General features: G+C 62.5%; 11 protein-coding genes. 2 read left to right on the top strand and 9 right to left on the bottom strand.

The window, feature by feature from the left end:
- Positions 1-130: 130 nt before the first annotated feature.
- The 8 genes from odhB to mdh all read right to left on the bottom strand — a co-directional run bounded on the left by odhB (position 131) and on the right by mdh (position 9,956).
- Positions 131-1,645 (bottom strand): 2-oxoglutarate dehydrogenase complex dihydrolipoyllysine-residue succinyltransferase, encoded by a 1,515-nt coding sequence (gene odhB, locus AC2FNA_RS07300; RefSeq protein ID WP_496825365.1) that lies wholly within the window; start codon positions 1,643-1,645, stop codon positions 131-133.
- Positions 1,646-1,648: 3 nt separating this feature from the next.
- Positions 1,649-4,606: a 2-oxoglutarate dehydrogenase E1 component gene (locus AC2FNA_RS07305; protein WP_496825366.1), complete on the bottom strand. Its 2,958-nt coding sequence runs from the start codon at positions 4,604-4,606 to the stop codon at positions 1,649-1,651.
- Positions 4,607-4,623: 17 nt separating this feature from the next.
- Entirely contained in the window at positions 4,624-5,385 is a 762-nt protein-coding gene (locus tag AC2FNA_RS07310; protein ID WP_496825367.1) for an alpha/beta hydrolase family protein, read from the bottom strand.
- On the bottom strand, positions 5,382-5,933 hold the full coding sequence (locus AC2FNA_RS07315; RefSeq protein ID WP_496825368.1) for a DUF805 domain-containing protein: 552 nt from the start codon (positions 5,931-5,933) through the stop codon (positions 5,382-5,384). The genes AC2FNA_RS07310 and AC2FNA_RS07315 overlap by 4 nt, the downstream gene beginning before the upstream one ends.
- Positions 5,934-5,982: 49 nt before the next feature.
- Positions 5,983-6,867, bottom strand: coding sequence for a succinate--CoA ligase subunit alpha (gene sucD, locus AC2FNA_RS07320; RefSeq protein WP_496825369.1), 885 nt, complete (start codon positions 6,865-6,867; stop codon positions 5,983-5,985).
- 1 nt (position 6,868) lies between these two features.
- The gene (locus AC2FNA_RS07325; RefSeq protein ID WP_496825370.1) at positions 6,869-7,276 is read right to left on the bottom strand and encodes a hypothetical protein; all 408 of its coding nucleotides are present in this window, start codon (positions 7,274-7,276) and stop codon (positions 6,869-6,871) included.
- 4 nt (positions 7,277-7,280) lie between these two features.
- A complete protein-coding gene (gene sucC, locus AC2FNA_RS07330) occupies positions 7,281-8,474 on the bottom strand; it encodes an ADP-forming succinate--CoA ligase subunit beta (RefSeq protein ID WP_234137243.1) in 1,194 nt (397 codons plus the stop codon).
- Positions 8,475-8,993: 519 nt separating this feature from the next.
- Positions 8,994-9,956, bottom strand: a complete 963-nt coding sequence (gene mdh / locus AC2FNA_RS07335) for a malate dehydrogenase (RefSeq protein ID WP_496825371.1) — start codon at positions 9,954-9,956, stop codon at positions 8,994-8,996.
- 162 nt (positions 9,957-10,118) lie between these two features.
- Between mdh and AC2FNA_RS07340 the strand changes: the two genes are divergently transcribed.
- On the top strand, positions 10,119-10,874 hold the full coding sequence (locus tag AC2FNA_RS07340; protein ID WP_496825372.1) for a sulfite exporter TauE/SafE family protein: 756 nt from the start codon (positions 10,119-10,121) through the stop codon (positions 10,872-10,874).
- Between the two features lie 81 nt (positions 10,875-10,955).
- Here the strand turns inward: AC2FNA_RS07340 and AC2FNA_RS07345 are convergent, their stop codons facing one another.
- On the bottom strand, positions 10,956-11,270 hold the full coding sequence (locus AC2FNA_RS07345; RefSeq protein WP_496825373.1) for a hypothetical protein: 315 nt from the start codon (positions 11,268-11,270) through the stop codon (positions 10,956-10,958).
- 311 nt (positions 11,271-11,581) lie between these two features.
- On the opposite strand from AC2FNA_RS07345, the gene AC2FNA_RS07350 reads away from it, so the two are divergent.
- Positions 11,582-12,439: an HpcH/HpaI aldolase/citrate lyase family protein gene (locus tag AC2FNA_RS07350; protein ID WP_496825374.1), complete on the top strand. Its 858-nt coding sequence runs from the start codon at positions 11,582-11,584 to the stop codon at positions 12,437-12,439.
- Positions 12,440-12,444 lie beyond the last annotated feature (5 nt).

A 12,444-nucleotide genomic window follows, 5' to 3' on the forward strand; every position in this document is an offset into this window, starting at 1 on the left:
ACCCGGAGCGCGGCGAATCTGGATAGCATTCCGTCAATCATCTGATCCGTCTTACTCGGCTTTCTTGTCTGTCCGGCCTGGGATGGTTTCGGCCTCGCACCGGACATGGTGCGAGGCCTGTCGTCTTTGATCACAGATCCATCAGCAAGCGGCGGGGATCTTCCAGCGCCTCTTTCACGCGGACGAGGAAGGTCACCGCGCCCTTGCCGTCGACGATACGGTGATCATAGGACAGCGCCAGGTACATCATCGGGCGGATCTTGATTTCTCCGTTGATGACCATCGGACGGTCCTGGATCTTGTGCATGCCGAGGATACCCGACTGCGGGGGGTTCAGGATCGGCGAGGACATCAGCGAGCCGTAGACGCCACCGTTGGAGATGGTGAAGGTGCCGCCCTGCATCTCGGCCATGGACAGCTTGCCGTCGCGGGCGCGCTTGCCCTTTTCGGCGATCGCCTTTTCGATCTCGGCAAAGGACATCTGGTCGGCGTCGCGGATGACCGGCACCACCAGGCCCTGCGGCGTACCGGCGGCGACGCCCATGTGCACGTAGTTCTTGTAGACGATGTCCTGGCCGTCGATCTCGGCGTTGACCTCGGGCACCTCTTTCAGCGCGTGGCAGCAGGCCTTGGTGAAGAAGGACATGAAGCCCATGCGTACGCCGTGCTTCTTCTCGAACGCGTCCTTGTATTGGTTGCGGATCGCCATCACCTCGGTCATGTCCACCTCGTTATAGGTGGTCAGGATCGCGGCGGTGTTCTGGGCGTCCTTCAGGCGGCGGGCGATGGTCTGGCGCAGGCGCGTCATGCGGACGCGTTCCTCGCGCGCGGCATCCTCTGCCAGGGCAGGCGCGCGGGGCGCAGCAGCCGGGGCAGGAGCGGCGGCAGGGGCCGGCGCGGCGGCCGCTGTGGCAACGGCAGCGGCGACATCCTCTTTCATGATGCGGCCGTCACGTCCGGTTCCGGTGACCTGTGCCGGGCTGATCCCGGCTTCGGCCATCGCTTTTTCAGCCGAAGGAGCGTTGGCGATGTCCTTGCTGGTGGAAGCTGCGGGAGCGACAGTGGTGGTCGGGGCGGCGGGTGCGGGAGAGACGCCCGAGGCGCTGCCTGAGATCACCGCCAGCTTGGCCGATGCGTTCACCGTCGCGCCTTCGGCCGCGATGATTTCGGCCAGCACGCCGGATGCAGGCGCGGGCACCTCGACCGAGACCTTGTCGGTTTCCAGCTCGCATAGCATCTCGTCCTGCGTGACGGTGTCGCCCACCTTCTTGAACCAGGTCGAGACAGTGGCTTCGGTCACCGATTCACCCAAGGTGGGCACCATCACGTCAACCGAGCCGCCCGACTCGGCGGCAGGCTCTGCCGCCGCTTTCGCGGTTTTTTCGCCTGCGGCGGGGGCCGCACCTTCGCCGGCGGCAATGGTTGCCAGCAGCGCGTTCACGCCAACGGTTTCGCCTTCCTTGGCCACAATCTCACCCATCACGCCTGCGGCGGGGGCGGGGACCTCGACGGTTACCTTGTCGGTTTCCAGCTCACAGAGCATCTCGTCGACGGCCACGGCGTCGCCGGGTTTCTTGAACCATGTGGCCACTGTGGCTTCGGTCACGGATTCGCCAAGCGTGGGGACACGAACTTCGATCGTCATCGCTTATTTTCCTTCGATGCTCAGCGCTTCGTTTACGAGCGCCTCTTGTTGGGCTTTGTGTTGGCTGGCCAGGCCGGTCGCGGGCGAGGCCGAGGTCGCACGGCCGACATAGGTCGGGCGGGTGTGCTTGGCGCCGATGCGGGTCAGCACCCATTCGATATTGGGCTCGATGAAGCTCCACGCGCCCTGGTTCTTGGGTTCTTCCTGGCACCAGACCATTTCGGCCCCCTTGAACCGCTCCAGCTCGTTGATGAGCGAATGGGCCGGGAAGGGGTAATACTGCTCGATCCTGAGCAGATAGACATCGTCGATGCCGCGCGCGTCGCGTTCCTCGAGCAGGTCGAAGTAGACCTTGCCCGAGCACAGCACGACCCGCTTGATCTTGTCGTCGGCAACCAGCTTGGTGTCTGAGTTGCCATATTGCGCATCATCCCACAGCACTCGGTGGAAAGACGAACCGGTGGTGAACTCTTCGGCCTTCGAGACTGCCAGTTTGTGACGCAGCAGCGATTTCGGGGTGACCAGGATCAGCGGCTTGCGGAAGGTCCGGTGCAGCTGACGGCGCAGGATGTGGAAATAGTTGGCTGGCGTGGTGCAGTTGGCCACGATCCAGTTATCCTGACCGCACATCTGCAGGAACCTTTCCAGACGGGCCGAGCTGTGTTCGGGGCCCTGGCCCTCGAACCCGTGTGGCAGCAGGCAGACAAGGCCCGACATCCGCAGCCACTTGCTTTCGCCTGAGCTGATGAACTGGTCGAACATGATCTGGGCGCCGTTCGCGAAGTCGCCGAACTGGGCCTCCCAGAGCGTCAGCGCATTGGGTTCGGCCAGTGAATAACCGTATTCGAAACCCAGCACCGCATATTCGCTGAGCATCGAGTCGATCACCTCGTAATTCGCCTGACCCTTGCGGATGTTGTTGAGCGGATAGTACCGCTCTTCGCTGTCCTGGCTGATCAGGCCGGAATGGCGCTGGCTGAAGGTGCCCCGAGTGGCATCCTGACCGGCCAGGCGGACCGGATAGCCCTCGGTCAACAACGAGCCATAGGCAAGCGCCTCGCCAGTGGCCCAGTCGATGCCCGTACCGGTATCGAACATCGCCTTTTTGGTTTCAAGCAGACGTTCGACAGTGCGGTGCAGCGCGAACCCCTCGGGCGCGCGGGTCAGGGCATTGCCGACCTCGGCCAGGGTTTCGGGCGTGATCGCGGTCTCGCCGCGCACATATTCCTCTTTGTTCTTGTCCAGATGCGACCAGCGGCCGTCCAGCCAATCGGCCTTGTTGGGCTTGTAATCCTTGCCGGCCTCGAACTCTTCGTTCAGATGCGCCTGGAAGGCGGCCTTCATGTCCTCGATCTCGCCCTCGGGGATCAACCCGTCCTTGACCAGACGCTCGGTATAGAGGCTGAGCGTGGTCTTGTGGGTCTTGATCCGCTTGTACATGATCGGGTTGGTGAACATGGGCTCGTCGCCCTCGTTATGGCCAAAACGGCGATAGCAGAAGATGTCGATCACCACATCCTTGCGGAACTTTTGCCGGAACTCGGTGGCCACCTTGGCGGCGTGCACCACCGCCTCGGGGTCGTCGCCGTTGACGTGGAAGATCGGCGCCTCGACCATCAGGGCGATATCGGTCGGATAGGGGCTGGAGCGGCTGAAATGCGGCGCGGTGGTGAAGCCGATCTGGTTGTTGACCACGATATGCATGGTGCCGCCGGTGCGATGGCCGCGGATGCCGGAAAGCTGGAAGCATTCGGCCACAACGCCCTGACCGGCAAAAGCCGCGTCGCCATGCAGCAGCACCGGCATGACCGAGGTGCGGTCCTTGTCGCCGAACTGGTCCTGCTTGGCGCGGGCCTTGCCCAGAACGACGGGGTTGACCGCCTCGAGGTGCGAGGGGTTGGCGGTGAGGCTGAGGTGAACCGTATTGCCGTCGAACTCTCGGTCCGAGGAGGCGCCGAGGTGGTATTTCACGTCGCCTGAGCCGTCGACATCCTCGGGCTTGAAGCTGCCGCCCTGGAATTCGTTGAAGATGGCGCGATAGGGTTTGCCCATCACGTTGGCGAGGATGTTCAGGCGGCCACGGTGCGGCATGCCGATGACGATCTCGCGGACCCCCAGCGCGCCACCGCGCTTGATGATCTGTTCCATCGCGGGGATCAGCGCCTCGCCGCCGTCGAGGCCAAATCGCTTGGTTCCCATGTATTTGACATGCAGGAACTTTTCGAAGCCCTCGGCCTCGACCATCTTGTTCAGGATGGCCTTGCGCCCTTCGCGGGTGAACGAGATCTCCTTGCCATAGCCTTCAATTCGTTCTTTCAGCCAGGCGGCCTCTTCGGGGTTCGAGATATGCATGTATTGCAGCGCAAAGGTGCCGCAATAGGTGCGTTTGACGATGTCGATGATCTGCCGCATCGAGGCATGGGTCAGCCCCAGCACGTTGTCGATGAAGATCGGCCGGTCCATGTCGGAATCGGCAAAACCATAGGTCTTGGGATCCAGCTCGGGATGCGGGGTGCCCGCGCGCATGCCAAGCGGGTCCAGATCGGCCACCAGATGGCCCCGGATACGATAGGCGCGGATAATCATCAGGGCGCGGATCGAATCCAGCACCGCGCGCTTGATCTGGTCATCGCTGACCGGAACGCCGGCCTTGGCGGCCTGTTCCTTGATCTTGCCACCAGCGGCCTTGGCGTCGATCTCGGCCCATTGTCCGGTCAGCGCGCCGGTCAGGTCGTCGGCGGGCATCGGCGGCCAGTCGGTGCGCGCCCAACTGGGGCCGTCGGCCTCTTTCTTCACATCGGTATCCGCATCGCCCATCGCGCGGAAAAACTCGGCCCATGCGGCATCCACCGCGCCGGGGTCGTTGGCGTATCGGGCATAGAGCTGTTCGAGGTATTCCGCATTGTGCCCCTGCATGAAGCTTGAGGCATGAAACTGGGAGTTGGGCGATTGTTCGGTCATTGGTTCACCTGACTTTCCTAGCTCTGGATTTCGCGGGTTGCGATGGCCAGAACGGGTTCTTTGAGCGATCTGAAACTGTGGCCTGCATTCGGTATGGCGGTGAATGTGGCGTTCAGGCCGCGCGCCTGAGCCTTGGCCACATAGTCCCGGGCAAGGCCGGGCTGCGTATTGGAATCGTTCTGGCCGGTCACCGCGATGATCCGGGTTTGTCGTGGTATCTGGTCGAGATAGCGGATCGGCGATTGGCTTTTGGGCCAGGGCGTGCCGCGTGCGGCCCGCCAGCGCGGAATGTCGAACGGGCCTGACACCATGATTGCCGTGTCGATCAGGCCCGGTACCGTTCCCAGCAGCGTGGCGGTCTGTGCCGCTCCGCCGGAATGAGCCACCACCACCAGCTTTTGATGCGGATATGCCTGGCCAGCTGCCGAAATACCCTGTGCCAGCAGATTGTTGTTCTGTTTGGTATAGTGGTCGCGGCTGCCGTTGTTCGATCCCTTGCTGCGGCGCCCGGCGACGGAATAGCCGGGCCGCGCCATCTGGATGACGGTCGACTGCGGGTTTCGCGCGGCCAGTTCCGTGGCAAAGGACGTGATGTAGTCTGGCCCGGAATCTCCGTGTAGGACGATAACCAGCGTTTTGGGGCCCACACCATGAACCTGGCCCGAAATCGGCCCGAACATTTCGGCCAGCAACGGGGTGCCAAGACACAGGAACAGCGCTGCAAGGCCAGCCGCGAGGCGCTGGTGAAAGCGGGCCGGATGCGAGACGTGGGCACTCATGGCGACACCGCCCGGTTGGGATGGGGACCGTATTGATTGGTGCCCGGCTGGCTGGGCCGGGTCAGCCACCACAGCACCAGAAGCGGCGAGACGATCAGGACGGCGAGCGTCGGGATCAGCAACAGCAGCGTGGCGCGGGTGAAGAGAAGGTCGAGCGAGCCGCCAGCGGCAAAGCTGGAGGCGATGCCGATGCCGAAGACCAGGATCAACCCGGCGCCGATCATCAGCAAAACGGGAAGCAGCGCAAAAAGCCCGCTGCGGCCGGTGTCGTGCATCCGGCGAAAGGCCACGGCCAGATGCGGCAGGAACACGGCGAGTGAGAACAGCGCTGCGAGGGGGCCGGTATTCTCGATACTGGCGCTGGCGCCGGTTCCCGAGGTTTCGACCGTGGTGCTGACGGAATCGAACAGCGCCGCATCGAGCAGGGTTGCCACCACGTTGCCCAGCACCATGAACAGGAAAAAATACCAGTACTCCGGGCGAGAAGCCCGCCCGGAGAAGGTGAAGTATTTCGAGAAACACGTTCCTATGACCTTGCCGAACGTCATGTGTCCTCCCGATTTGCGCGCCGCCCCGCATTGACGCGGGGCAGGCCGGTTACTTGCCGATCGCCGCCAGCACGGCCTCGCCCAGGGTTGCCGGGCTGTCGGCCACGACGATACCGGCCGAGCGCATGGCTTCGATCTTGTCCTCGGCGCCGCCCTTGCCGCCGGCGACGATAGCGCCCGCGTGACCCATGCGGCGGCCCGGAGGGGCAGTGCGGCCCGCGATGAAACCGGCGACCGGCTTCTTGCGGCCCTTCTTGGCCTCGTCCTTCAGGAACTGGGCGGCCTCTTCCTCGGCGCTGCCGCCGATCTCACCGATCATGATGATGCTTTCGGTTTCGTCGTCGGCCAGAAACCATTCCAGCACGTCGATATGCTCGGTCCCCTTGATCGGGTCGCCGCCGATGCCCACGGCGGTGGACTGGCCCAGACCGATATCCGAGGTCTGTTTGACCGCCTCATAGGTCAGCGTGCCCGAGCGGGACACCACGCCGACGCTGCCGCGCTTGTGGATATGGCCGGGCATGATGCCGATCTTGCAGGCATCGGGCGTGATGACACCGGGGCAGTTGGGGCCGATCAGGCGCGAGGACGAGCCTTCGAGCGCGCGCTTGACCCGCATCATGTCCAGAACCGGGATGCCTTCGGTGATACAGACGATCACCTCCATCTTGGCGTCGATCGCCTCGAGGATCGAGTCGGCGGCAAACGGCGGTGGCACATAGATCACGGTTGCATTGGCCTCGGTCACGGCCTTGGCCTCGTGCACCGAGTTGAAGACGGGCAGGTTCAGGTGGGTCTGGCCACCTTTGCCGGGGGTGACCCCGCCAACCATCTTGGTGCCATAGGCGATGGCCTGTTCCGAGTGAAAGGTACCTTGCGAGCCGGTGAAGCCCTGGCAGATGACCTTGGTATTTTCGTCGATGAGGACTGCCATTTTATTCTCCAAAATTCTCTGAACTAAGACGAGTGACGACATCATCGGATACCGCGAAGAAGCGCGCCCAAGAGACACGTCGCACCTCTGCAAGCTCTTTCTCGACTGTATCGTCGTGGTCGATCACATCTGTGTTCAGATCGTGTGAGTAGAGATCAACCGATGGATAGCGCGACAGTTCAAGCGTGAAGCGCCATCCCCCATCCACCGTTCGATCTGCGGTGTAAATTGTGCCGCGTCCATATAGCCTTCCATCACGAGCGCCTTTGGAAGTGTTCTGCCGGAACAGGAACACATCACACGGAACGTGTATCGACGAGTTGTTCCCCCGCTTTCCAACGGATACTTCGATCCGTTGGTCTAAGGGCCATTCTTCGATTTCGTTGGGCTTAAGAATTACGGCTGTCACGCGATTAGCCCTTGACCGCTTTCACGATCTTCTCGGCACCATCCGACAGGTTGTCGGCGGCGATGACGTTCAGGCCGGAGGTGTTGATGATCTCCTTGCCTTTCTCGACATTGGTGCCTTCGAGACGGACGACCAGCGGAACCTGAAGGCCCACTTCCTTGACCGCGGCGACCACGCCTTCGGCGATCACGTCACAACGCATGATGCCGCCGAAGATGTTGACCAGGATGCCTTTGACGTTCGGGTCCGAGGTGATGATCTTGAACGCTTCGGTCACCTTCTCCTTGGTGGCGCCGCCGCCGACGTCGAGGAAGTTGGCGGGCTCGGCACCGTAAAGCTTGATGATGTCCATGGTTGCCATCGCCAGACCGGCGCCGTTCACCATGCAGCCGATCTCGCCATCCAGTGCGATGTAGTTCAGGTCGTATTTGGAGGCTTCCAGTTCCTTGGGATCCTCTTCGGTGGTGTCGCGCAGTTCGGCGATGTCCGAGTGGCGATAGATCGCGTTGCCGTCAAAGCCGACTTTGGCGTCCAGCACCTTGAGGCTGCCGCCCTCGGCCACGATCAGCGGGTTGATCTCCAGCATCTCCATGTCCTTCTCGACGAAGGCCTTGTAGAGGAGACCCATCAGCGAGACGCATTGTTTCACCTGCGGGCCGGAAAGGCCGAGCGAAAACGCGATGCGGCGGCCATGATAGGGCTGGTAGCCGGTCACCGGGTCGACGCTGAAGGACAGGATCTTCTCGGGCGTGCTGGCGGCGACCTCTTCGATGTCCATGCCGCCCTCGGTCGAGCAGACAAACGAGATGCGGCTGGTCTGACGGTCGACCAGAAGGGCCAGGTACAGTTCCCGTTCGATGCCCGATCCGGCCTCGATATAGATGCGGTTGACCTGCTTGCCTGCCGGGCCGGTCTGATGGGTGACCAGGGTGCGGCCCAGCATCTTCTTGGCTTCCTCGGCGGCCTCTTCGACCGATTTGGTCAGACGGACACCGCCCTTTTCACCGGCATCGGCCTCTTTGAACTTGCCCTTGCCACGTCCACCGGCGTGAATCTGCGCCTTGACGACCCACAGCGGGCCGTCCAGTTCCCCGGCGGCGGTTTTGGCGTCTTCTGCACGCAGCACAACGCGGCCGTCCGAAACCGGCGCGCCATAGCTGCGCAGAAGGGCCTTTGCCTGATATTCATGGATGTTCATTGCATCTGTCCCGTCTGACTGCGATTGACCCGTTATAGGGTGGTCTAGCGGCCATTTTTAAAGGGTTATTTGACGCGGACGGGAAATATCGTGAAGATTTTGCACGTTTGTGATCACACGGTTTCAGGCTGTGATCACATATGCAAAGCCTTGCGAGTATCTGTGATTCGCCATTGGTTGCTGCTGCAGAAAACGGCCTTGTGGCGGGGTTTTCCGACTTTTGCGCTAACGGCCCGGCGGACCGTTCGGGTGTCTGAAGCAGGGAAAGCGATAGCGTGTTTTCTCGCGCCCCCGACCCGGCTCGAACAAGTGCGCGAACCGACGGTCCGCAAGGCTATCCGTCAATCTGCCCGCAGACAGCTTGGGCAAGAGTGCGGTGTCGGACCTTTTGGGTTCCAGCCGGGGAAAGGTTCTCTGACAAGGACACTTTCGCCAGCAAACTGCCGAGGCAGATGGCAAGATGGCATGAAAAAGGCCGGCCCCCATCAGGACCGGCCCTGAAGATTGCATCGCCGGGGATCAGGCCAGAGAGCTGTCGATGCCCTTGCAGGCCTCGACAAGGCCTTTGACCGCGTTGACCGAGTTGTCGAACATTTCCTGTTCTTCCTTCGTCAGAGTCACGTCGATGATGCGCTCGATCCCGCCTGCGCCGATCACGGTGGGCACCCCTACATACATGCCCTTGACGCCCAGTTCGCCGTTGCAATGCGCGGCGCAGGGCAGGACGCGTTTCTGGTCCTTCAGATAGGCCTCGGCCATTTCGATGGCGCTGGTGGCGGGGGCGTAATAGGCCGAACCCGTTTTCAGCAGGCCGACGATTTCGGCGCCGCCGTCACGGGTGCGCTGCACGATGGCGTCCAGTTTCTCCTGGCTGGTCCAACCCATCTTGACCAGATCGGGCAGCGGGATACCGGCAACTGTCGAATAACGCACCGACGGCACCATGGTGTCGCCATGGCCGCCCAGCACGAATGCGGTGACATCCTTCATCGACACGTTGAATTCTTCGGCCAGGAAATGGCGGAAGCGGGCCGAGTCGAGCACGCCGGCCATGCCACAGACCTTGTTCGCGGGCAGACCCGAGAACTGCTGCAGCGCCCAGACCATCGCGTCGAGCGGGTTGGTGATGCAGATGACGAAAGCGTCGGGGGCGTTGTCGCGGATGCCTTCGCCGACCGATTTCATGACCTTGAGGTTGATGCCCAGCAGGTCGTCGCGGCTCATGCCCGGCTTGCGTGGCACACCGGCGGTGACGATGCAGACATCCGCACCCGCGATATCGGCATAGGACTGGGTGCCCTTGAGCTTGGCGTCGAACCCTTCCGAGGGGCCGGATTCCGCGATGTCGAGCGCCTTGCCTTCCGGCGTGCCTTCGGCGATGTCGAACAGGACAACATCGCCCAGTTCCTTCAGCGCGACGAGGTGGGCGAGCGTGCCGCCGATCTGACCTGCGCCGATGAGCGCGATCTTGGGTCTGGCCATTTGGAGTATCTCCGGTCCGGTTGAAAATCGTCGCTGTGCTAGAGCGTAAAGCGGCGTCGCGCAAGTGTTCTGCGACGCGGCATCACGGCGCATTCCCCCTGTCCGAAAGCGGGTGATTGCGCTAAAAGCGTTGTAACGTCGCGGGTTAGGGGGAATTGACGCGTGCTGGAACCGGATATCGGCTTTTTCGCGGTGACCATTCCAGCGGTGATCTTTGCAGGTGTTTCCAAGGGTGGGTTCGGCTCGGGCGTAGCTTTTGCCTCGGCCTCGATTCTGGCGATCTACCTTGACCCAGGGCAGGCGCTGGCGCTGATGCTGCCCTTGTTGATGTTGATCGACCTGGCGACTCTAAAGCCCTATTGGCGCAGATGGAGTTGGCCCGATGCCCGATTGCTGATCCTGGGTGGGTTGCCCGGTGTGGCGCTAGGCGCGCTGCTCTACCGCGCGACCGATGCCGATCTGTTGCGCCTCCTGATCGGGGGGATTTCTCTGGCGTTTGTGGCCTGGCAGATGGCGTGCGGGCGCGGTTGGGTGCGAGAATTCCCCTCGCGCCTGCCTCCGATGGCTGGGTTGCTGGCGGGAGGCGTGGCTGGCTTCACCAGCTTTGTCAGCCATGCGGGGGGGCCGCCGGCGGCAGTCTATCTGCTGTCTCAAAGGCTGGGAAAGACTGAGTTTCAGGCCACCACGGTGTTGACCTTCTGGGCGCTCAACGTCGCCAAGTTTATTCCCTATGCCTGGCTGGGAATGTTCACCCTGGACACTGCGAGTGCGGGTCTCTTGCTCGCACCCTTTGCCCTGCTCGGGGCCTGGTTGGGCGTCAAGGCACATCACCTGGTGCCGGAACGGGCTTTTTTTGCGCTGGCCCATGTCATGCTGACGGTCACCGGGGTCAAGCTGATCTGGGATGCGTTCAACTGAGCCGGGTCAAAGTGGCGCGCCGATCCGATCCGCAAATGCCTCACGAGGGAGGGGGCACATCGGACCGGCGCGCAACCCGGTTCAGGCGTCGTTGCCACTGGTCGGCAGCGCCTCGGCCAGTGCCTCATAGGACTGACCGCTGGCCACCATGCAGGTCATGCCATTGGGCAGGGTCACCGTGATGGTCCAGGTTCCGGTCTCGTCCGAGGCAAAAACCTCCATCACCGAGCCCTGCTGCACCAGTCCGATACCGCGCCGTGCCTCGCCATATTTCTGCGCCAGTTGGTCCAGCACCATCTGACGCGGCGCGCAGTTGTTGCTGTGCGCCTGAAGCTGGCCCGCCGCCAATGCCATCAGGCCAAGGCCCATCGTCATCTTGATAATCGTCGTCTTCATGGGTCGTCCCCTTTTCCGGGGCAGCCGCGATGCGCCCAGGCCTGCCGGTATTCCTGGTCAGCCGCACCGCCCGTTGCCGTTGGTCATGGCAGAACATGTCTCGGCCCGTTTTGCCCGGTGGCCTGTCCCAAGGACCCGCATGCCCTGTTCCGATACGAAAACCCTGCCGAAAAGGTGCTCAAAACCGGTTAATCCGGCGCGCGCCAGCCCGTTGCGCAAGGTTGATGCTGCATTGCGGCGTTTTTTGCCTTGAACATACCGGCAAAAAATGCACCTCTCCGCGCAACAATATTTCTCTTGGGAGATCTGAAATGGATCCGCGCCAGCGCCCCTATCGTTCCGTCCTCTATATCCCCGGCTCCAAGGAGCGGGCGTTGGACAAGGCGCGCAGCCTGCCGGTGGATGCGATCATCTTTGACCTTGAGGATGCGGTCGCCGCCGACGAAAAGGATAACGCCCGCGAGACGTTGAAGGCGGCACTGGCGCAGGGCGGTTATGGCGCGCGGGCCAAGATCGTGCGGATCAACGGGCTGGACACGCCCTGGGGGCGGGCCGATGCTGAGGCGTTGCGCGAGATGGATGCCGACGTGGTGCTGCTGCCCAAGGTGGGCAGCGCGACGGATGTGGACGCGCTGGCCGCGATCACCGGCGATCTGCCGATCTGGGCGATGATGGAAACGCCGCGCGGCATGCTGAACGCGACCCAGATCGCCGCGCATCCGCTGCTGACCGGGTTCGTGATGGGCACCAACGATCTGGCCAAGGAGTTGCAGACCCGGTTCCGGGCCGACCGTCTGCCGATGATGACCTCGCTGGGCCTGTGCCTGCTGGCGGCCAAGGCCGAGGGGCTGATCGCCATCGACGGCGTTTATAACGCGTTCAAGGATGACGAGGGGCTGGCGGCCGAATGCGCGCAGGGCCGCGACATGGGGTTTGACGGCAAGACGCTTATCCATCCGGCACAGGTGGATATCGCCAACGCGGCCTTTGCCCCGTCCGAGGCCGAGATCGACCTGGCCCGGCGCCAGATCGTTGCTTTTGCCGAGGTCGAGGCCAGCGGGCAGGGCGTGGCCGTGGTGGATGGCAAGATCGTGGAAAACCTGCACGTTGCCACCGCCCGTGAAATTCTGGCAAAAGCAGAGGCGATATTGGCTTTGCAAGCGGGATAAACTCT

It is taken from the genome of Ruegeria sp. YKSD163 (genome assembly GCF_059612905.1).

Coding starts and splice junctions, on each gene's coding strand:
- sucC (WP_234137243.1), bottom strand. CDS start 8,474: ATGAACATCCATGAATATCAGGCAAAGGCCCTTCTGCGCAGCTATGGC.
- AC2FNA_RS07305 (WP_496825366.1), bottom strand. CDS start 4,606: ATGACCGAACAATCGCCCAACTCCCAGTTTCATGCCTCAAGCTTCATG.
- AC2FNA_RS07310 (WP_496825367.1), bottom strand. CDS start 5,385: ATGAGTGCCCACGTCTCGCATCCGGCCCGCTTTCACCAGCGCCTCGCG.
- AC2FNA_RS07350 (WP_496825374.1), top strand. CDS start 11,582: ATGGATCCGCGCCAGCGCCCCTATCGTTCCGTCCTCTATATCCCCGGC.
- mdh (WP_496825371.1), bottom strand. CDS start 9,956: ATGGCCAGACCCAAGATCGCGCTCATCGGCGCAGGTCAGATCGGCGGC.
- AC2FNA_RS07315 (WP_496825368.1), bottom strand. CDS start 5,933: ATGACGTTCGGCAAGGTCATAGGAACGTGTTTCTCGAAATACTTCACC.
- AC2FNA_RS07345 (WP_496825373.1), bottom strand. CDS start 11,270: ATGAAGACGACGATTATCAAGATGACGATGGGCCTTGGCCTGATGGCA.
- odhB (WP_496825365.1), bottom strand. CDS start 1,645: ATGACGATCGAAGTTCGTGTCCCCACGCTTGGCGAATCCGTGACCGAA.
- sucD (WP_496825369.1), bottom strand. CDS start 6,867: ATGGCAGTCCTCATCGACGAAAATACCAAGGTCATCTGCCAGGGCTTC.